Origin of the sequence: Aliiroseovarius sp., from assembly GCF_965228805.1 — a bacterium.
Taxonomy (GTDB): Bacteria; Pseudomonadota; Alphaproteobacteria; order Rhodobacterales; family Rhodobacteraceae; genus JASBTN01.
Genome location: NZ_CBDDIE010000003.1, coordinates 3,316,902 through 3,335,965, shown reverse-complemented (window position 1 = coordinate 3,335,965; position 19,064 = coordinate 3,316,902). Strand labels below are relative to the sequence as shown.

Genomic DNA, 19,064 nt, shown 5'->3' with positions numbered 1-19,064 from the left:
ACCCTCCCTCAGCTGATGCGAATGCGCGGGTTCAGGTAGACATAGCCGATATCCGAGATCAGCTGCGTCACCAGGACGACGAAGACCGACACGACCGACACGCCCAGAAGCATCTCGATGTCGTTGTTGCCGGCGGCTTCCACCAGGGTCCAGCCGAAGCCCTTGTAGTTGAACAGGGTCTCGACGATCACCACGCCGTTCAGAAGCCAGGGAAATTGCAGCATGATCACGGTAAAGGGCGCGATCAGCGCGTTGCGCAGGGCGTGTTTCATCACGATGTTCTGGAAGCTCACCCCCTTCAGTCGCGCGGTGCGGATATATTGCGCGGTCATCACCTCGGTCATCGAGGCGCGGGTCATGCGCGCGATATAGCCCATGCCGTAAAGCGCGATGGTCAGCACCGGCAGGGTGAAGTTGTTGAAGGTGATATCCTTCATCGCCGAGGTCGCGGTGCCCTTGAACAGCGACTTGGCCTCGATGATGCCCCATTCGTTCAGCAGCGGCGAGATGCCGTATTTGGTCGAGGCCAGAAGCGCGATGAAGATGACGCCCGAGACGTATTCCGGTGTTGCCGTGGTCAGGATCGACACGGTCGAAAGGCCGCGATCCAGGCGCGATCCTTCACGCATGCCAGCCAGCACGCCAATCACCAGCGCACCGGGCACCATCACGCACATCACCGCGAACATCAGCCAGCCGGTGGCGCCCAGGCGCTTGCCGATGATCGAGCCGACTTCCTCGCGGAAGCGCGTCGACCAGCCCCAGTCCCCCTGCATCACTCCGCAGAAGCGCGGCGCCTCGGCCGGGTCCATGCCCGGGCGGATGCACTTGCCGCGCAGCTCACCGTCGCTGCCTTCGATCACGTAGCCGGGCACGACACCCAACCACTGGCCGTATTTCATCAGGAGATTGTCCCGATAGCCGCGGTTCGACAGCCAGGTTTCGACCTGATCGTCGGTCATGCGCATGTTGCCTTGCGTCTTGGCCAGTTTCTCGAGGTTTGGCTCGAGGTTGGTCAAGGTGAAGACGATGAAAGTCAGGCAGATGGCCGTCAGTAGCATGACCGCTACCCGGCGTAAGATGAACAGTCCCATGGGGAGCCCCTGTGGTGGCTTGGCAGACGTGCTTGGCGTGTCTGTTCTTGTGGGTCACACCCCGGTGTCGTTGCAGCGGGGCGGTGGGAAGCGACGCGCCCGTGGGCGCGTCCCCGGTTCATTCGCGGGTCCGCGGCCGTCAGGCCGACAGCGCCCACTTGTAGTGGTGGTGTTCGAAGGCGATGTGCATGTCCGCACCTTCCACGCCTTCGCCCACGTGGCGGTAGAGCGAGCGCCAGTAGGGCTGGATCGTGACGCCTTCCTCCTGGATCAGCGCCTCCATCTTGGCCATCACCTCGCGGCGCTTGTCCGCGTCGGCGATCGACAGGGCGTCGGCCAGCATGGCGTCGAATTCCGGGTTGGCCCAGCCGAACTCGTTCCAAGCCTCGCCCGAACGATAGGCCAGCGCGTGGATCTGCACGCCCAGCGGACGGTGGTTCCAGTTGGTCGAGCTGAACGGGTAGTTGGCCCAGTCGTTCCAGAAGGTGTTGCCCGGCAGCACGGTGCGCTTCACCTTGAAGCCCGCGTCACGCATCTGCGCGGCGACGGCATCGGTGGTGTTGCGGCGCCAGTCGTCGTCGATCGACATCAGTTCGTGCTCGAAATCCATCATGCCGGCTTCTTCCATCAACGCGGCGGCGGCGGCCGGGTCGTGCTTGAGCGGCGGCAGTTCGGCATATTCCGGGTGCACCGGGCCGACGTGGTGGTTTTCGGCAACCGCGCCGCGGCCACCATATCCCAGTTCCAGGCAGACAGCGTTGTCGACGGCCATTTGGATCGCCTTGCGCACGCGCTTGTCGGCATAGGGTTTCTTGCCGTCGATCTCGGCCAGCTGGTTCGGACGGATGACCACGGTGGCCATGGTCACGACCTCGGATTTGGTCAGGCCCAGGCCGTCCAGCACGTCGATGAACTCACCGACCGACTCGTGCAGCATGTCGACCTCTTCCGCCTCGATCGCGGCCAGCCAGGACGACGGGTCGGTGCCGTAGTCGATATATTCGATCGTATCCAGGTACGGGCCGCCATAGACTTCGGTGCCCCACCAGGTGAAGTCGGCGATGCGTTCCAGCGTGCAGCCGACGCCAACTTCGAGGTTGGTGATGCGATAGGGGCCGGTGCCCACGGCGTTCTGCGTGTCCTCGGGGTCGTAGTCCTTGTGCACGATGGCAGCCGGGTAGTCGGCCATGCCCGGGATCAGCGAGATGTCCGGCGAGGGCAGCATCAGTTTCACCGTGTGGCTGTCGACCACCTGGATCGCGCCGTCGATGGCGACATTGGTGTTCGGGTCGATCAGGGTCGCCATGCGGCCGGCCATCGAGTTGCCTTCGACGTCCTTCTCGCACCAACGCATGATGTTGTTCGCCACGTCGTCCGCGGTGAAGTCGTCGCCGTTGTGCCACTTCACGCCCTTGCGCACGTTCAGGGTGTATTCGGTGGCGTCGTCATTGATCTCCCAGCTGTCCAGCAGCATGCCGCGGAAGGTCCCGTCGTTGTTGTATTCGACCAGGTATTCCAGCGTACCGCGGGTCTCGTTGCCGATCTCGGACCAGTCGTAGGTGCGGGTGTCTTTCAGTTCGCGCACGCTCATCTGGACGCGCAGGGTGCCGCCTTGCGGCTTGTGGCCGTCCGCCATGGCCGGTTGCGCCGCGCCGATAAGCCCGTAGGCGGCGGTGGCGGTCACGCCGAGCGCAGTTGCGCGGGCAAGGAACTCGCGGCGGTCCATTTGGCCCTCGCGGCATTCCTGCGCGTACATCTCCGCGGCCGGATGCATGGGTTTGCCGTTGATGGTCTGGTCGGTCATACGTGTTCTCCCTGTAGCACGTCTTGGTCTTTATGATCGGGGAATTTTATTGCGCAAACGCTGGGGTCAGCGAAACGACATTCTCCCTCCGAGACCATGGGGCATCTTTTTGGTGGCGGCGTCAACGGTTGGATTCGTCATTTTGGTGCCAGAAAACGACATCGTGATGTGTAAAAAACGACACCGGGCCGTCGCGACGGTTGTATGCGTGTCGTGTGATGCAAGCCTTTGGGAACGCCAGAGTTTGACAAAAACGTCAAAGTTTTTGCATCGCCCGCCTATTGCGCCTTGCGGAAATCGGACGGCGTGTGGCCGGTGTGGTGCTGAAAGGCGCGGGTGAAGTAGGCAGGGCTGGCAAAGCCCAGGCGCGCGGCGATGTCCTTGACCGGCAGATGGGTCTCGGCCAGCAGGCGACGCGCCTCGTAATGCACCCGATCGGCCAGAATCGCCGAGGCCGGGCGACCACAGGCCTTGTTGCAGACCCGGCTCAGATGGGTCGGCGTCACCCCAAGCTCGGCGGCGTAGTCGCGCACGGTCTTGGGTGTGTGAAACTCCTGTTCGACCAGCGCCGAATAGGCAGCGGCAAGGCGGCCCGAGGCATCGGGTCGCCCGTCTTCGGGTTCGTTGCGCTGCAGCTCACGTTCCATCCAGACCGCCAGCAGACCCGCGTGACACATCATCGCCTGCTGCGCGCGCGGCGAGCCGTTCTCCATCTCGCGCTGGAGATTGTCGATCATGCGGCTGAGCTCGCCCTGCTTGTCCGCCTCGCGCAGGCGCAGATGCACCGGTTCCTCTGGCAGGGACAGCAGGGTTTCGACACCAGCAGGGAAGACCACAATGGTGCCATGGGTCTGGTTCGACATCTCGAACCCATGCATGGTGCCGGCGGGCAGGAAGATTGCGTTGTGCGGCCCGTAGCCCGCAGTCACGCCACTGACCGTGATACGCCCCTGTCCGCGGGTGAACCAGATCAGCACCGGCGCGCCATAGCTGCGCATTGCCTCGGTCCGCCATCGTCCACCCTTGGCCAGGCGGGCCAGAGGCAGCACGCGAAACGGGGATTTCAGGGCGGTCGTCGAAGTGGCAGCAGCGCGGGTCATGTGATGTCGGTCTTATGCAAGAGGCTTGTCCTATTCCCTCATTTCCTAGCGGATTTGACCGAAAAAGTCGCCCCGGAATATTTGAAGAACAGTTTGTTTCCAAAGCTCTAGGGGGTGGCGCTAGATTTTGGGGATCGCGCGAGTCACGCCACAACGGAGGGCGGAGGCTCCGAGCACCAGCCTGTCACCCGGACGACGAAGGTAGCAAAAGACTGCGCGGGCAAATCGCCCGTACAAGCCGCAGGGGCAGAATCGATTCTCTCGGGCTGGACGTCAGCCTACCACCACCGTCCGCCAGGCCTTCATCCGTGACCGGAACCAGGTGCGCTGGCGCTTGGCATATTGCTGCGAGCTGATGATGGCGGCCTCGCGGGCCTGGTCGAGGGTCAGCTCGCCGCGCAGGTGGCCAATCAGTTCCGGTGCGCCGATCGCCTTGGCGCTGGGGGCCTTGGGGTTCCAACCGTCGAGGTTCTCGCGCGCTTCCTCCAGCGCGCCATCGGCCAGCATGGCGTCAAAGCGCCGGGCGATGCGGTCGCGCAGCCAGTCGCGGCCGGTCTCCAGCACCAGGGGCAGGGTGTTCGCCAGCGGCAACAGGGGCGGCGGCGTGTCGTCCTGCCAGGCGGCCAGTCCCCGCCCGGTGGTGCGCCAGACCTCCCAGGCGCGCGCAACACGGGCCGGGTTGAGCTGGTCGATCCGCGACAGGGTTTCCGGGTCCAGCTCGGCCAGCAGGGCTTCGCGGCCCTGGTCTGCCAGGATCACCTCGCCCTCGGCGCGCACCTCGGGCGGGGTGGGTGGAATTTCGGCCAGCCCTTCGGTCAGGGCCGTGAAATAGAGCCCGGTGCCACCGACGATGATCGGACGGTCAGGCCCGGACAGAATCGGTGCAAGATCGCGCAGCCAGTGACCGACCGAATACTCCTGGTCGCCTGCCACATGGCCGTAGAGCAAATGCGGTGCGACCTCCTCATCCGCCTCCGAAGGTCGCGCGGTCAGCACGCGCCAATTGGAAAACACCTGCAACGCATCGGCATTGACCACCACACCGCCGCCCTGGCGGGCAATCGACAGGGCCAGGGCGGATTTCCCGCTGGCGGTCGGCCCGGCGATCAGAACCGGGCGGTCGGCCGGCAGCGCGGCCAGCTGGCGTTTCACCTCTTGATCCATCGGTATCCACTTTTTGGCCGGGGTCACGCTTTCCCGCATTGAACCCGGCGCCGGTTTCGGCCATTTTGCGCGCCAGACAATCATGACATCGAGTGAGTGGCAACCATGAGCGATCAAGCGCCTGAGACCCCGCAACGGACCTTTGACCGGGTCATGCTGAAAATCTCGGGGGAGGCGTTGATGGGCGACCAGGGCTTCGGCCTGCATCCTCCCACCGTCGAGCGTATAGCGCGCGAGGTGAAGACGGTGCATGATCTCGGCGTCGAAATCTGCATGGTCATCGGCGGCGGCAACATTTTCCGCGGCCTGTCGGGCTCGGCGCAGGGGATGGAACGTACCACGGCCGATTACATGGGCATGCTGGCCACGGTGATGAACGCATTGGCGATGCAGTCGGCGCTGGAAGGGCTGGGGGTGTTCACCCGCGTCATTTCGGCCATTCGCATGGATGAGGTATGCGAGCCCTACATCCGCCGCCGCGCCGTGCGCCACCTGGAGAAAAAGCGCGTCTGCATCTTTGCCGCAGGCACCGGTAACCCCTATTTCACCACCGACACGGCCGCCACCCTGCGCGCCAATGAAATGGCCTGCCAGGCGATCTTCATGGGCAAGAACGGGGTTGACGGTGTCTATGACAAGGATCCCAAGGAACACGCCGACGCGGTGCGCTATGACCGGATCACCTATGATGAGGTGCTGGCCAAGCGGCTCAAGGTCATGGACGCCTCGGCCATCGCGCTTGCGCGGGACAACAACCTGCCACTGATTGTCTTCCCGCTGGATGAACCGGGCGGCTTCCGGGGCATCCTGGCGGGCGAGGGGACCTATACCCGCGTCGAGGGCTGAGCCCGCCCCCACGCGGAAGGGTGCACGCCCCTATACTTCCGCGCGAAGGACGGTCTATAAATCGGGGCAACGGACAACCTAAGGAACGGGCAGAGACATGTCTGACGAAGAATTCGAAATCGACCTGGACGATCTGGAGCGCCGCATGGACGGCGCCATGGGCGCGCTGCGCACGGAATTTGCGAGCTTGCGCACCGGTCGCGCCTCGGCCTCGATGCTGGACCCGATCATGGTGGACGCCTATGGCTCCAAGACGCCGCTGAACCAGGTCGGCACCGTGAACGTGCCCGAACCGCGCATGGTCACCGTGAACATCTGGGACAAGTCGCTGGTGCAGGCGGCCGAAAAGGCCATTCGTGAGTCGGGTCTGGGTATCAACCCGCAGCTCAACGGCACGATTATCATGCTGCCGATCCCCGAACTGAACGAGGAACGTCGCCGCGAGCTGACCCGCGTCGCCGCGCAATATGCCGAAAGCGCCCGTGTTGCGATCCGCAACGTGCGTCACCAGGGCATGGACCAGCTGAAAAAGGCGAAGAATGCCGGTGGCATGTCCGAAGATGATCAGAAGATCTGGCATGACGAGATCCAGGAGCTGACCGACAAGCACGTGGCGCTGGTCGACAAGGCGCTGGAGACCAAACAGGAAGAGATCATGCAGGTCTGAGCCCCGGCTCGGACCTCATCGGGATCAGTGGAGGGCGGCGTTTTGGCCCCATCGAACGGCCCAGAAAAGGGCAAGGGCGCGCCGCGTCACGTCGCCATCATCATGGATGGCAATGGCCGTTGGGCGCAGGCCCAGGGCAAGCCGCGCCTGTTCGGCCATCACGCCGGCGCCAAACGCGTGCGCGAGATCGTTGAGGCCTGTCCGGATCTGGGCGTGAAATACCTGACGATCTTCGCCTTCTCGACCGAGAACTGGAAACGCACCCAGACCGAGGTGGCGGGGCTGATGAGCCTGTTTCGCCGCTATATCACCAAGGAGGCGCGCGCGCTGCGTGACGAGGGGGTGCGGGTGCGCTTCATCGGCGACCGGGTACGGCTCGACAAGAAGCTGGTCAAGCTGATGGACGAGCTTGAAGCGCTGACCGAGGAAAACGACCGCGTGCACCTGACCATTGCCCTGAACTATGGCGGACGTGACGAGGTGGCCCGTGCCACCAAACGCCTGGCGCAGGACGTGGCCCTGGGCCGATTGGACCCGGATAGCGTGGATGAAGAAACCCTGCCAAAATACTTGGATACTTGCGTTTTACCTGATCCCGACCTGGTTATTCGCACCTCGGGTGAGGCGCGGATTTCGAATTTCCTGCTGTGGCAGTCGGCCTATGCGGAGTATGAGTTCATCGACACGCTCTGGCCCGATTTCACCGAATCCGTCTTTGCCGAGATCGTGGACGGATTTGCCGGGCGCGAACGCCGTTTCGGCGCGGTGTTGGCATGAGCGGTACGGCGTCGAAATGGGCCGATTTGGGGCCACGCATCGCGTCTGCCGTGGTCATGGCCGCGGTCGGTCTGGTTGGTATCTGGATGGGCGGGCTGGCCTTCGGCGCGCTGGTGGCCTTGTCCATCGGCCTCATTGGCTGGGAGCTGACCCGCATGATGGCGCCAGGTCGCGACGTGGTCGCAGTCGGTATCGGCATCGCCATGGGGGCGGGCGTCCTGCTGGCGGGTTTCATGCCGCTGCCGATGGCTTTGCTGACCATGTTCTTCATTGTCATGCTGGGCGCGGGCGGGCTGGGTCCGGAACCGGACCGCATCCGCTTCCTGATCTACGGGCTCTATATCATGATCGCCGGCTACACGCTGACCGGCGCGCGGGAAGAGGCCGGGCTGGTTGCGATCCTCTGGCTGGTGGCTCTGGTCGTGGCGACGGACGTGGCGGGTTACTTCGCCGGGCGCATCATTGGCGGGCCGAAGTTCTGGCCCGCGGTGAGCCCGAAAAAGACCTGGTCGGGCACCGCCGCGGGCTGGATTGCCGCGGCACTCGTGGGGCTGCTCTTCGCGCCCCATCTGCCCGGACCCACCGTTGTCCTGTCCGTGGCGCTGAGCTTTGCCAGCCAGATGGGCGATGCGGCCGAAAGTGCCCTGAAACGGCGCACCGGGGTCAAGGACAGCTCGAACCTGATCCCTGGCCATGGCGGTGTCTTCGACCGGTTCGACGCGCTGCTGGGCGCGGCCTTCACCCTTTTCGTGGCCCATCAGCTGGGTTTCTTCGGGGGCTGAGACCACATGAGTGGCGACACACGCAAGATCTCCATTTTCGGGGCCACCGGCTCCATTGGTGAAAGCACGCTGGACCTGATCGGCCGCGATCCGCAGGCCTATGAGGTGGTGGCGCTGACCGGCGGGCACAACATCGCGCGCCTGGCCGAACAGGCCCGTCAGTTCAACGCGCAGGTCGCCGTCACCGCCCATGAAAGCCGCCTGGACGAATTGCGCGACGCGCTCGCGGGCACCGGGATCGAAGCTGCGGCCGGGCAGGGTGCCCTGGACGAGGCCGCCTGCCGTCCGGTCGACTGGGCCATGTCCGCCATCGTCGGCGCGGCGGGGCTGGAGCCCGGCCTGCGGGTGCTGGAACATCACGGCACCCTGGCGCTTGCCAACAAGGAAAGCCTGGTTTGCGCAGGACCCTTGCTGATGGCCACTGCCCAGGCGCATCACGCGCGGGTTCTGCCGGTGGACAGCGAACACTCGGCGGTGTTTCAGGGGCTGGTGGGCGAGGATATCGACGCGGTCGAGCGTATCATCATCACCGCCTCTGGTGGCGCCTTTCGCGACTGGCCGCTGGATCAACTGGCCGATGCGACGTTGGATCAGGCCAGTTCCCATCCGAACTGGGACATGGGACAGCGCATCACCATCGACTCGGCGTCGATGTTCAACAAGGCGCTGGAACTCATTGAAACCAAGGAATACTTCGGCGTCGATCCGGCGAAGATCGAGGTGCTGGTGCATCCGCAGAGCCTGGTTCACGCCATTGTCGGTTTCAATGATGGGGGCATGATGGCCCATGTCGGCCCGCCGGATATGCGCCACGCGATCGGTTATGCGCTGCACTGGCCCGAACGCCGCGCGCTGCCGGTCGAGCGGCTGGATCTGGCCGCCATCGGCCAGCTCGAATTCCGCGCGCCAAGCGACATCCGCTACCCGGCGCTGCGCCTTGCGCGTGAGGTCATGGCGGCGGGTGGCATGTCCGGTGCGATCTTCAACGCGGCCAAGGAAATCGCCCTGGACGGGTTCATCGCGGGCACCATTGGCTTCATGGACATGGGTGCCGTGGTCGAGGAGGCACTGGACCGCCTGTCGGCGGATACGGGCCTTGTTCACGCCGCATTCACCCTTGATAACGTGCGCGCGGCGGACCAGATGGGACGTGTGACCGCACAAGAAATCATCGACGCCGGGCTGTGACCGGCGCAGCACAGAATACTGGCCCAGGGAGGCTCTTTTGGACCTGAACGGATTTCTTTCCTCCTTCGGCAATGCCGGCTTCATCGCGGTGGCCTTCGTCATTGCGCTGTCGATCATCGTGACCGTGCATGAATACGGCCATTACATCGTCGGGCGCTGGTCGGGCATCCGCGCGGATGTGTTCAGCCTGGGCTTCGGCCCGGTGCTGCTCAGCCGCACGGACAAGCGCGGCACGGTCTGGCAGGTCGCGGCGATCCCGTTGGGCGGCTATGTGAAATTCCACGGCGACTCGAACGCGGCTTCCGGCAAAGGTGACGAGGAAGAGCTGGCCGAGATGAGCCAGGAAGAGCTGCGCACCACGCTGCATGGCGCCCCCCTGTGGGCGCGGGCGGCGACGGTTCTGGCCGGCCCCGTGTTCAACTTCATTCTGTCGGCCATCGTCTTTGCGGGCTTCCTGCTGGTGCAGGGGGTGCCGACGAACTATGGCCTCGTGGCGGAGGTGGCCGAACTGCCCGGGGTCGAAACCACCCTGCAGCCGGGCGACCAGATCCTTGAAATCGCTGGGGTTCCTCTGCCGGAGGATGAAGAGTTCGGTGAGTTTCTGGAGAACCTTCCGGAACAGGCTTTCCTGCCTTACCTGGTGGAACGCAATGGGCAACAGGTTGAACTGACCGCTTACCATCCGCGCCCGGCATTGGTTGGCTTCCTCAGCCAGGATGGTGCCGCTGAGCGGGCAGGCATCCAGGTCGGCGACCTGATCACCAGGGCCAATGGCGAAGAGATGGCGACCTTTGGCAGCCTGCAGAAGGTCGTGGTTAATGGCGAGGGGGCGCCTGTCGCACTGGAGCTGCGTCGCGGCGCCGACACCGTGGCCCTGACCCTGACGCCGGAGGCGCGCGACGAGCCCAATCCCGAGGGCGGTTTTCACACCGTCTGGCGCATTGGCGTAGGGGGGGATCTATTGTTCGCCCCCGGTCCGCGCCCGGCTGGCATCGGCGAAAGCCTGAGCTATGGGGTGACCCAGACCGGTCAGATCATTACCACCTCGTTGTCGGGCCTCTGGGCCATGGTCTCGGGTCAGATCGACACCTGCAATATCTCGGGCCCGATCGGCATTGCCAAGGTGGCAGGGGGCGCGGCGGAGCGGGGCCTGTCGGATTTCATCTGGATGGTTGCCGTGATCTCGACCGCCATTGGCCTCTTGAATCTGTTTCCGATCCCGGTTCTGGATGGCGGCCATCTGGTGTTTCACGCTTTCGAGGCGATCACCGGCCGTCCGCCCAGCGATCGCGCGCTGAACATCCTGATGACCGGCGGGCTGTTCATCGTGTTGAGCCTGATGATCTTCGGGTTGACCAACGACATCTTCTGTTAGGGCAGGTTCAGTTCGGGCAGGGGCAAACCCCTTAGAATTGTTTCGAAATCTCGGCGCAAACTGGCAAATGCCACATTTGCGCCACATTTCGGGGCCGCTCGGGCCACATTCCTTGGCGACAAGGGACGGGAACTCGAGAGAAGGGGCTCGTCATGGAACATATTCAACAAGGCGCACGTGGCCTGTCGCTCCTGGTCGATCTGAACTGGGATCGCCTTTTCTATATCGGCACGATTGCCGCCGCTCTGGGCGCCGGTGCGGCCCTTGGGGCGTTTGTGGGGTAAAAGCCACACTCCCGGTTGGATAATCGGCAGAAAACCGCACAAATCGAACACGTTACATTCAACAAACCCGCCCCTGTCCGCCCGACCGCGACAGGGGCGGTTTCGTTCTTTGACAAGACCGCCTCAAGCCATTAATCCGAACGGAGTGTTAGCTGTGCCGTGACTCGGCGCGCAATAAGGCACGTTTGGTGTCGGGAGAGGCCCCCATAAGAAGTCCACTGCCAAGGGCTGGGTCGATTTCCGAGGATTGGGATGTCTGAGCGAAAGATTGCAAGATGCTGAAAAACCTGGGATTTAACGCCGGGATTGCTGGTGGGACAGTGAAAATCGCAAGCCGGAGCGCGCTCGCGTTGTTCCTGGCGACCACCTCCGTCACAAGCTTGCCGCCTCAGCAGGCCGTCGCGCAGGCCTATGTCTTCACCCAGGTCGAGATCGAAGGCAACCGCCGGATCGAAGCCGCCACCATCCTGAGTTATCTGGGCGTGGTGCGGGGAGAGACCGTGTCTGCCGCCGCGCTCAATGACGGATACCGTCGCCTCCAGGGCTCCGGCCTGTTCGAAAAAGTCGAAATCATTCCCCAGGGCAACAAGCTGGTCATTCGGGTGCAAGAATACCCGACGATCAACCGGGTCTCGATCGAAGGCAACCGCCGTCTGAAAGATGACGTCTTTGCCGAGCTGCTGCAATCCGCGCCGCGACGGGTCTATTCGCCGTCGACCGCCGAGGCGGACGCACGCACCATCATCGACGTCTACGAATCTCAAGGCCGCCTGGCCGCGACCGTTGACCCGGTGATCATCCGCCGCTCGAACAACCGCGTCGATCTGGTGTTCGAAGTCAACGAAGGCCGCACGGTTGAAATCGAACGTCTGTCCTTTACCGGCAACCGCAATTTCTCGGACCGTCGTTTGCGCCGGGTGCTGGAAACCAAACAAGCCGGTATCCTGCGCCAGGTCATCCGCGCCGATACCTATGTGCCGGACCGGATCGAGTTCGACAAACAGGTGCTGCGCGATTTCTACACTTCGCGCGGCTATATCGATTTCCAGGTCACGGCCGTGGCCAGCGAATTGTCGCGTGAACGTGACGCCTTCTTCGTGACCTTTCAGGTACGTGAAGGGCAGAGCTTCGATTTCGGTGAAATCACCACCACCAGCGATCTGAGCGAGGTTGACCCCGAGGAGTTCCACGCGGTCTCGCGCCTTCGCTCCGGCCAGACCTACAACCCTGCCGCGCTGGAAGAGACCATTGCGCGCATGGAGCGCCTGGCGATCCAGAAGGGCATGAACTTCATCCGGGTCGAACCGCGCATCACCCGCAATGATCGCAGCCAGACCCTGGACATTGAACTGGTCGTGACCCGCGGCCCGCGCATCATTGTCGAACGGATCGACATCGAGGGCAACGCGACAACGCTGGACCGTGTTGTGCGCAACCAGTTCCGCGTGGTGGAAGGCGACCCGTTCAACCCGCGTGAAATCCGCGAGGCGGCAGAGCGCATTCGCGCGCTTGGCTTCTTTGCGACCGCCGATGTGCAGGCCCGCGAGGGCAGCGCGCCGGGCACCGTCGTGATCGACGTGGATGTGGAAGAGCAACCGACCGGTTCGCTGTCCTTCGGGGGGGCCTATTCGTCGGAAGACGGCGTCGGTGTGAACCTGTCGTTCAGCGAACGCAACTTCCTGGGGCGCGGGCAACTCGTCTCTCTGAGCTTCAACACGGCCAGAAACAGCCGGGCCTTCAACTTCAACTTTGTCGAACCGAATGCACTGGGGCGGGACCTCGCCTTGGGGCTTTCCGGGGTCTATTCGACCTCGGATGATGATGACGAGAACTATGACACCACAATCGTGCGCCTGCGTCCCTCGCTGGAGTTCCCGGTTTCGGAAAATGGCCGCCTGCGCTTGAGCGTCTTTGCCGAAAGCACCGAGATGACCGGCGTGTCCGCGACCAATGTCGCTGTGTCGCAGTTGATCCGCGATGATGTGGCGGCCGGGCGCCAGACCGGGGCCGGTGTCGGCTTTGCCTATACCTGGGATACGCGCCGCACCGGGCTGAACCCCGAGGCAGGCGTGCGGGCGAACGTGGCCGTGGACCTTGGTGGCTTCGGTTCTGACTTTGAATATGCGCGGGCGACGGCGTCGTTGACCGGGCGTACTCTGGTGCTGAACGATCAGGTCACCCTGCGCGGCACCATCGAAGGTGGGGCCCTGTTCGGTTTGGGTGACGCCAACAGCCGGATCATTGATCGGTTCAGCCTTGGGTCCTCGAAGCTGCGGGGCTTTGAAGGAAATGGTGTCGGTCCGCGCGACATCACCACCTATGTCGACCCCGATGACGGGCTGACGAAAACCCGCGACGACGCCTTGGGTGGCAACTACTTCGCTGTGGCACGGCTGGAGGCCGAATTCCCGCTGGGTCTGCCTGAGGAGTACGGCATCTCCGGTGGCCTGTTCTTTGACGCTGGCACCATCTGGGGGCTGGACGATGATCTGGGCGGGTTGATTGACGATGATGCGCATCTGCGCGCCGTGGTCGGGGCGTCGATCTTCTGGACCACGGCCCTGGGGCCGCTGCGCTTCAACTTCACCCACGCCTTGGCGAAGGAAGACTATGACAAGGATACCAGCTTCGAGTTCACGATCCAGACCGAGTTCTGATCGGCGAGGGGCAAGCATGTCTTGGGGCACGGGGCAGGTGGTGCGGTGCTTTGCGCTTGCACTCTTGGCCGTGGTGTCTTTCGCAATGGCTCCTGTCACGGCCGGTTGGGCGCAGCAGACCCAGGCCGTGCCCTCGCAATTCGTGACGCTGGATCGGGACCGACTGTTTCAGAGCACGCTTTACGGACGCCGGGTGATCGAACAGTTGGCCGGTGAACGGCTGCGTCTGGCGGAAGAAACACAGGAGTTGGAACGCGCCCTGGAGGCGGAGGAACTGGCCCTGACCGAGGCGCGCAAGACCTTGCCGCCAGAGGAGTTTCGCGCCAAGGCAGATGCGTTTGATGAAAAGGTCGTGGCCCTGCGCGCCGAAGCGCAGGCGGCCGAAGGGCGGTTCGTGACGTTGTTGGAAACGGAACGGCTGCGGTTTTTCGAACGGGTTGCTCCGGTGCTCGCGCAGCTGATCCATGACCTGGGGGCCGTGGCGATCATTGATCGTTCCGCCATTCTGTTGACCACCCAAAATATTGATGTGACCGACCTGGCGATCGCCCGTGTCGATGCGGTGCTGAACGACGGGGCAGAGGGGCGCGAACCATCGACTGCGCCTGACGAGGGCACTGGGGCGGAAACCGGCACGGAATCAGGCTCCGACGAGGCCCCCACAGACGGCCCGACCGGTGCTCCCGCCACGGATCCTACACAAGACAACTGATTGCCGCCGCGGCGGATCACCATTGTTTCACCGCGCCCGGCTTGCTAGTCAGGGGCAACAGAAGAACAAGGGACACCCCGATGACCGACATGCCCACCAGCGCCGATATCCATCTGATCCAGAAGTGCATTCCGCACCGCTACCCGTTCCTGTTGGTAGATCGGGTCGAAGATATCGTGCCCTCGACCTCCTGCCGCGGCATCAAGATGGTTACGATGAACGAACCGCATTTCCAGGGCCATTTCCCGGGCACCCCGATCATGCCCGGTGTGACCATCATCGAAGCGATGGCCCAGGCTGCGGCCGTGATGGCCTCGATCAGCCTCGACATCGTGGAAAAGGACGCTCTGGTTTACTTCATGGGCATCGACAAGGCCAAGTTCCGCCGCAAGGTCGTGCCCGGCGATATGCTGGAGTTGTTCGTCACCGTGAACCGCTCGGGTTCGAAGATCTGGAAGTTCTCGGGTACGGCGAAGGTCGGCGATGAGGTGGCCTGCGAGGCTGATTTCACCGCGATGCTGGACCTGCAGGGGGCGTAATCCATGGGGATTGATCCCAGCGCCCAGGTGCATTCAAACGCCATCGTCGAGGATGGCGCCACCATCGGGCCCGACTGTATCGTCGGTCCGTTCTGTATGGTCGGCCCCAAGGTGCGCCTGGGGCAGGGGGTGGAGCTGAAGAGCCACGTTGTGGTGACCGGTGATACAGAGATCGGCGACGAGACGGTCATCTTTCCCTTCGCAGTGATTGGCGAGATCCCGCAGGACCTGAAATTCGCAGGCGAAGACACCAAGCTGGTGATCGGCAAGCGCAACCGCATCCGTGAACATGTCACCATGAACACCGGCACCGCCGGCGGCGGCTATGTCACCCGGGTGGGTGACGATGGCCTGTTCATGGCAGGCTGCCACGTGGCCCATGACGCGCAGATCGGCGATAAGGTGATCCTGGTCAACAACGTGGCCGTGGCCGGTCACGTGGTGATCGAGGATGAGGTGATCGTTGGCGGCCTCTCGGGCCTGCACCAATGGGTGCGGGTGGGGCGCGGCGCCATCATCGGGGCGCTGTCCATGGTCACCGCCGATGTGCTGCCCCATGCGCTGGTGCAGGGCCCGCGTGGGGAGCTCGATGGCTTGAACCTGGTCGGGCTGAAGCGTCGCGGTGTGGCCCGCGCCGATATCACCGCGCTGCGTGCCGCCTTCCTGATGCTGAAACAGGGTGAGGGCAGCTTCCAGGAGCGTGCCAAACGGCTCGAGGAAGAGGCCGACAGCGACTACGTGCGCGAGATGGTTGCCTTCATCCTGGGCGACAGCGACCGCGGCTTCCTGACACCCAGCTGATGGAACCGCGCCTGGCCATCCTTGCCGGTCACGGCCAGCTGCCGCGCGAGATCGCGGCGGCCGATGACACGGCGCTGTTCGTCACTTTCGATGGAGTCGATGTGGAGGTGCCCGAGGGGCAGTTGCACCTGCAGGCCAGTTTCGAAAAGCTTGGCGCGCTGTTCAAAGGGCTGCGCGAGCATTCGGTGAACGAGGTGGTCTTTGCAGGCTCCATGAGCCGCCCGAAGCTGAACCCTCTGCGGTTCGACATGAAAACCGCGCGGCTGATGCCCCGGGTCATGAAGGCGATGGGCGGGGGCGACGATGGGCTGTTGCGCGTGATCATCGAGATTTTCGAGGGTGAGGGCTTCATCGTTTCCGGTGCGCACGAAGTTGCGCCCGCGCTGAAGGTCCACGCTCATACGCTCTATGGTCGTCAGCCGACCAAGCAGGAAAAGGTCGACGCGATCCGCGCCGCCGATATCCTGATCGCGCTCAGCCCGATGGATGTCGGGCAGAGCTGCGTTGTCGCGGGCGGGCAGTGTTTGGGGATCGAGACGATCCAGGGCACGGATGCGCTGCTGCGCTATGTCGCCACAACGCCCGAGCACCTGAAACGCGGTGAGAAGGGCGTCTTGGTCAAGGCCGCGAAAGAAGGTCAGGATCTACGCGTCGACATGCCCACCATCGGTCCCGACACCATTCGCGGTGTGGCCGAGGCGGGGCTTGCCGGTCTGTTCATTGCCGCCGGGGGCGTGATTGTCTTGGAGCAGGAGGAGGTCGAACGCCTGGTGCGTGCGCATGACCTTTTCCTGATGGCGCGCTGATGCGGGTGTTCATCGTGGCAGGCGAGCCCTCGGGCGACCGGCTGGGCGGGGCGCTCATGGAGGGGCTGAAACAGCTCGCACCCGGTGTCGAATTCGCCGGCGTCGGCGGTGTGGCGATGGAAGGGCAGGGGCTGGCGAGCCAGTTCGACATGTCGGAACTGTCGATCATGGGCATTGTCGAGGTCGCGCCGAAATATTTCCACCTGAAACGCCGCATCCGTGAGGTGGCCGAGGCCGCGCTGGCCTTCAAGCCGGACGTGATTGTCACCATCGACAGCCCGGATTTCTGCCTGCGCGTGGCCAAGCTCGTGAAGGCGGTCGGCGACACTCCCACCGTGCATTACGTGGCCCCCTCGGTCTGGGCCTGGCGCGAGGGGCGGGCTGAGAAGATGGCGAAGGTGATCGACCATGTGCTGGCGCTCTTACCGTTTGAACCTCCTCTGATGCAGGCCGTCGGCATGGGCTGCGATTTCGTCGGCCACCCGGTTGTGGCGGAGCCGGTCGCGACAGAGGCCGAAGTGGCCGCCTTCCGTGTGGAACATGGCATCGGCGACGCTCCGCTGGTGCTGGCTCTACCCGGCTCGCGCAAGGGCGAGGTCGGGCGGCTGGGCGACATCTTCGGCGAGGTGCTGACCCGGGCCGTGGCAGAACGTCCCGATATTCGCGTGGTCGTTCCGGTGGCGCAGGGCGTTGAAGAACTGGTGGCGCAGGTCACTGCCAATTGGCCGGGGCAGGTGATCCTGATCCCGCCCGGCGAGGCAATCGCAAAGCGCGCGGCTTTCGCGGCGGCGGATGTGGCCCTGGCGGCGTCGGGCACCGTGTCGCTGGAACTGGCCGCCGCCGACACGCCCATGGTGATCGCCTATGACATGAACTGGCTCACCCGCCAGATCGTGAAACGCCTGATCAAGATCGACACGGTGACATTGGTCAATCTGGTGTCGGAGACCCGCGCGGTGCCGGAATACCTGGGCGAAAACTGCCTGCCGGAAAAGATTGCGCCTGCGATTCTGTCGGTTCTGGCTGATCCCGGCGATCAGCGGCTGGCAATGGCCCTGACCATGAAACGCCTGGGCAAGGGCGGTGAAGCACCCGGCCTGCGGGCCGCACGTTCGGTCCTTGGGGCAATTTCTGCGCAGTGAGCGTGGCTATGCATCGGACCGCTGGTGAGACGTCTGCAACAGCGGCACGACCAGAAAGGCCAGGAACAGGGCATTGCCCAACAGGTTCCACGGTGCGCCTGCAATGATCGACCCCAGCCCGTCCAGCAAGAACCAGCTGAGGTAGCCCATAAGAGCAGCCTTGCGAACGGAACGTGGTGCCAAATGGGCAGGCTCGCCGCTGAGGATCAGCAGGGTGACCGACCAGCCCATTGTGATCCCGCCAATGACGGCGGTCATCAGGCGTGGGGCGTCCCGATGGGGCTGTTGCTGCCCGTCCAGCGGCCAGAACACCAGGTCCACTGCCTGCATTAGCACCCCGTTCATAGGGGGCAGCAGCGATAGGCTCATCAATACGCCAAAGAACATCATGAAATAGGCGCCGAAACGGATACGGGTGCTGAGTGTCCAGGTTTTCACGAGCGGGCTCCTTCCATCGGGGTCAATTGCTGCCTGAAACTGGGTGCTGACCGGGTGCGCTTCAATTACCCGCGAGGTAAGTGAAATTGTGATCTGCAGCGGTTAGGTTGCCCAGATGACGCATTTTTCCCAATCCCTGCGCCACTGGCGCAAGCTGCGCCGGTTCAGCCAATTGTCCCTGGCAAGCGAGGCCGGTGTCTCGGCCCGCCACCTGTCCTTTCTGGAAAGCGAACGCGCGCGACCCAGCCGTGACATGGTCGTTACCCTGTGCGAGGCGCTGGACGTGCCCAATGTCTCGCGCAACCAGCTGCTGGAACAGGCGGGCTTTGCGCCGCTCTACCCGGTGTCACGATTCGACAGCGCGCATCTGGCCCCGGCGCGCGAGGGGCTGATCCGCATCCTCGACCGGCACGATCCCTATCCGGGCATTCTGCTGGATCGGGAATGGCGGATCGTCAGGCTGAACCGCATGGCCCGGATGCTTTTTTCGATGAGCGGGCTGGGCGAAGGCGACAGTACACTGCGGCTGCTGGAGAGCCCGGGCGTTATGGCTGCGATGATCGAAAACTGGCCGGAGGTCGGCCACCATATGATGCAGCGACTGCGGTCGGAAAGCCGGGCCGCCGGCGGCATCGCCGCGCTGGATCATGCGGTCCGTCTGCTGGAGCGTGACCCGGATGTCTCGGGATACGCGCCCGATGGGCCTCTGCCGCCGATGATTTCGACGATATATCGCGCAGGTGATCTGAGGCTGAACCTGTTTTCAACCTTCCTGCAAATCGGCGGGGCCGAGGATCTGGTCCTGACCGATCTGAAAATCGAACTGATGATGCCTGCGGATGACGCAAGCAAAGCCTGGTTGGACGTGGCTTTCGGCTGATCCGGCGG

General features: G+C 63.6%; 19 protein-coding genes. 14 read left to right on the top strand and 5 right to left on the bottom strand.

The annotated features are described in order from the left end of the window. Window positions 1-8: 8 nt before the first annotated feature. The 4 genes from ACO07D_RS17530 to miaA all read right to left on the bottom strand — a co-directional run bounded on the left by ACO07D_RS17530 (window position 9) and on the right by miaA (window position 5,162). Window positions 9-1,094 (bottom strand): ABC transporter permease, encoded by a 1,086-nt coding sequence (locus tag ACO07D_RS17530; RefSeq protein WP_421704220.1) that lies wholly within the window; start codon window positions 1,092-1,094, stop codon window positions 9-11. Window positions 1,095-1,233: 139 nt separating this feature from the next. Continuing rightward, entirely contained in the window at window positions 1,234-2,898 is a 1,665-nt protein-coding gene (locus tag ACO07D_RS17525) for an ABC transporter substrate-binding protein (protein ID WP_421704219.1), read from the bottom strand. A gap of 278 nt (window positions 2,899-3,176) precedes the next feature. Further along, entirely contained in the window at window positions 3,177-3,998 is an 822-nt protein-coding gene (locus tag ACO07D_RS17520; protein ID WP_421704218.1) for an AraC family transcriptional regulator, read from the bottom strand. 273 nt (window positions 3,999-4,271) lie between these two features. Further along, complete coding sequence (miaA, locus tag ACO07D_RS17515) at window positions 4,272-5,162, bottom strand: tRNA (adenosine(37)-N6)-dimethylallyltransferase MiaA (RefSeq protein WP_421705064.1); 891 nt, start codon at window positions 5,160-5,162, stop codon at window positions 4,272-4,274. A 105-nt stretch (window positions 5,163-5,267) separates the two neighbouring features. On the opposite strand from miaA, the gene pyrH reads away from it, so the two are divergent. From pyrH to lpxB, 13 genes are all read left to right on the top strand, one after another. Beyond that, a complete protein-coding gene (gene pyrH / locus ACO07D_RS17510; protein ID WP_421704217.1) occupies window positions 5,268-6,008 on the top strand; it encodes a UMP kinase in 741 nt (246 codons plus the stop codon). A gap of 97 nt (window positions 6,009-6,105) precedes the next feature. Continuing rightward, on the top strand, window positions 6,106-6,675 hold the full coding sequence (frr, locus tag ACO07D_RS17505) for a ribosome recycling factor (protein ID WP_421704216.1): 570 nt from the start codon (window positions 6,106-6,108) through the stop codon (window positions 6,673-6,675). Window positions 6,676-6,717: 42 nt separating this feature from the next. After that, entirely contained in the window at window positions 6,718-7,452 is a 735-nt protein-coding gene (gene uppS / locus ACO07D_RS17500; RefSeq protein ID WP_421704215.1) for a polyprenyl diphosphate synthase, read from the top strand. After that, on the top strand, window positions 7,449-8,234 hold the full coding sequence (locus ACO07D_RS17495; protein WP_421704214.1) for a phosphatidate cytidylyltransferase: 786 nt from the start codon (window positions 7,449-7,451) through the stop codon (window positions 8,232-8,234). The genes uppS and ACO07D_RS17495 overlap by 4 nt, the downstream gene beginning before the upstream one ends. 6 nt (window positions 8,235-8,240) lie before the next feature. Beyond that, a complete protein-coding gene (gene dxr, locus ACO07D_RS17490; RefSeq protein WP_421704213.1) occupies window positions 8,241-9,422 on the top strand; it encodes a 1-deoxy-D-xylulose-5-phosphate reductoisomerase in 1,182 nt (393 codons plus the stop codon). A gap of 37 nt (window positions 9,423-9,459) precedes the next feature. After that, the gene (rseP, locus tag ACO07D_RS17485; RefSeq protein WP_421704212.1) at window positions 9,460-10,797 is read left to right on the top strand and encodes an RIP metalloprotease RseP; all 1,338 of its coding nucleotides are present in this window, start codon (window positions 9,460-9,462) and stop codon (window positions 10,795-10,797) included. 152 nt (window positions 10,798-10,949) lie between these two features. Then, entirely contained in the window at window positions 10,950-11,081 is a 132-nt protein-coding gene (locus ACO07D_RS17480; RefSeq protein ID WP_421704211.1) for a hypothetical protein, read from the top strand. 275 nt (window positions 11,082-11,356) lie between these two features. After that, on the top strand, window positions 11,357-13,738 hold the full coding sequence (bamA, locus tag ACO07D_RS17475) for an outer membrane protein assembly factor BamA (protein ID WP_421704210.1): 2,382 nt from the start codon (window positions 11,357-11,359) through the stop codon (window positions 13,736-13,738). A gap of 85 nt (window positions 13,739-13,823) precedes the next feature. Next, window positions 13,824-14,450, top strand: a complete 627-nt coding sequence (locus ACO07D_RS17470; protein WP_421704209.1) for an OmpH family outer membrane protein — start codon at window positions 13,824-13,826, stop codon at window positions 14,448-14,450. Between the two features lie 80 nt (window positions 14,451-14,530). Next, window positions 14,531-14,989: a 3-hydroxyacyl-ACP dehydratase FabZ gene (fabZ, locus tag ACO07D_RS17465; RefSeq protein WP_421704208.1), complete on the top strand. Its 459-nt coding sequence runs from the start codon at window positions 14,531-14,533 to the stop codon at window positions 14,987-14,989. A 3-nt stretch (window positions 14,990-14,992) separates the two neighbouring features. After that, the gene (gene lpxA, locus ACO07D_RS17460; protein ID WP_421704207.1) at window positions 14,993-15,790 is read left to right on the top strand and encodes an acyl-ACP--UDP-N-acetylglucosamine O-acyltransferase; all 798 of its coding nucleotides are present in this window, start codon (window positions 14,993-14,995) and stop codon (window positions 15,788-15,790) included. Next, window positions 15,790-16,596, top strand: a complete 807-nt coding sequence (locus tag ACO07D_RS17455; RefSeq protein ID WP_421704206.1) for an LpxI family protein — start codon at window positions 15,790-15,792, stop codon at window positions 16,594-16,596. The genes lpxA and ACO07D_RS17455 overlap by 1 nt, the downstream gene beginning before the upstream one ends. Continuing rightward, complete coding sequence (lpxB, locus tag ACO07D_RS17450) at window positions 16,596-17,738, top strand: lipid-A-disaccharide synthase (RefSeq protein ID WP_421704205.1); 1,143 nt, start codon at window positions 16,596-16,598, stop codon at window positions 17,736-17,738. The genes ACO07D_RS17455 and lpxB overlap by 1 nt, the downstream gene beginning before the upstream one ends. 6 nt (window positions 17,739-17,744) lie before the next feature. On the opposite strand, the gene ACO07D_RS17445 is transcribed toward lpxB, so the two are convergent. After that, on the bottom strand, window positions 17,745-18,176 hold the full coding sequence (locus tag ACO07D_RS17445) for a hypothetical protein (protein WP_421704204.1): 432 nt from the start codon (window positions 18,174-18,176) through the stop codon (window positions 17,745-17,747). 115 nt (window positions 18,177-18,291) lie between these two features. On the opposite strand from ACO07D_RS17445, the gene ACO07D_RS17440 reads away from it, so the two are divergent. Then, entirely contained in the window at window positions 18,292-19,056 is a 765-nt protein-coding gene (locus tag ACO07D_RS17440) for a helix-turn-helix domain-containing protein (RefSeq protein WP_421704203.1), read from the top strand. Window positions 19,057-19,064 lie beyond the last annotated feature (8 nt).

What these genes read in the sequence shown, in the direction of transcription:
- dxr (WP_421704213.1), top strand. Translation starts at nt 8,241, where the DNA reads ATGAGTGGCGACACACGCAAGATCTCCATTTTCGGGGCCACCGGCTCC.
- ACO07D_RS17495 (WP_421704214.1), top strand. Translation starts at nt 7,449, where the DNA reads ATGAGCGGTACGGCGTCGAAATGGGCCGATTTGGGGCCACGCATCGCG.
- lpxB (WP_421704205.1), top strand. Translation starts at nt 16,596, where the DNA reads ATGCGGGTGTTCATCGTGGCAGGCGAGCCCTCGGGCGACCGGCTGGGC.
- ACO07D_RS17470 (WP_421704209.1), top strand. Translation starts at nt 13,824, where the DNA reads ATGGCTCCTGTCACGGCCGGTTGGGCGCAGCAGACCCAGGCCGTGCCC.
- ACO07D_RS17455 (WP_421704206.1), top strand. Translation starts at nt 15,790, where the DNA reads ATGGAACCGCGCCTGGCCATCCTTGCCGGTCACGGCCAGCTGCCGCGC.
- pyrH (WP_421704217.1), top strand. Translation starts at nt 5,268, where the DNA reads ATGAGCGATCAAGCGCCTGAGACCCCGCAACGGACCTTTGACCGGGTC.
- fabZ (WP_421704208.1), top strand. Translation starts at nt 14,531, where the DNA reads ATGACCGACATGCCCACCAGCGCCGATATCCATCTGATCCAGAAGTGC.
- bamA (WP_421704210.1), top strand. Translation starts at nt 11,357, where the DNA reads ATGCTGAAAAACCTGGGATTTAACGCCGGGATTGCTGGTGGGACAGTG.
- ACO07D_RS17480 (WP_421704211.1), top strand. Translation starts at nt 10,950, where the DNA reads ATGGAACATATTCAACAAGGCGCACGTGGCCTGTCGCTCCTGGTCGAT.
- ACO07D_RS17530 (WP_421704220.1), bottom strand. Translation starts at nt 1,094, where the DNA reads ATGGGACTGTTCATCTTACGCCGGGTAGCGGTCATGCTACTGACGGCC.
- ACO07D_RS17520 (WP_421704218.1), bottom strand. Translation starts at nt 3,998, where the DNA reads ATGACCCGCGCTGCTGCCACTTCGACGACCGCCCTGAAATCCCCGTTT.
- frr (WP_421704216.1), top strand. Translation starts at nt 6,106, where the DNA reads ATGTCTGACGAAGAATTCGAAATCGACCTGGACGATCTGGAGCGCCGC.
- ACO07D_RS17525 (WP_421704219.1), bottom strand. Translation starts at nt 2,898, where the DNA reads ATGACCGACCAGACCATCAACGGCAAACCCATGCATCCGGCCGCGGAG.
- miaA (WP_421705064.1), bottom strand. Translation starts at nt 5,162, where the DNA reads ATGGATCAAGAGGTGAAACGCCAGCTGGCCGCGCTGCCGGCCGACCGC.
- ACO07D_RS17440 (WP_421704203.1), top strand. Translation starts at nt 18,292, where the DNA reads ATGACGCATTTTTCCCAATCCCTGCGCCACTGGCGCAAGCTGCGCCGG.
- lpxA (WP_421704207.1), top strand. Translation starts at nt 14,993, where the DNA reads ATGGGGATTGATCCCAGCGCCCAGGTGCATTCAAACGCCATCGTCGAG.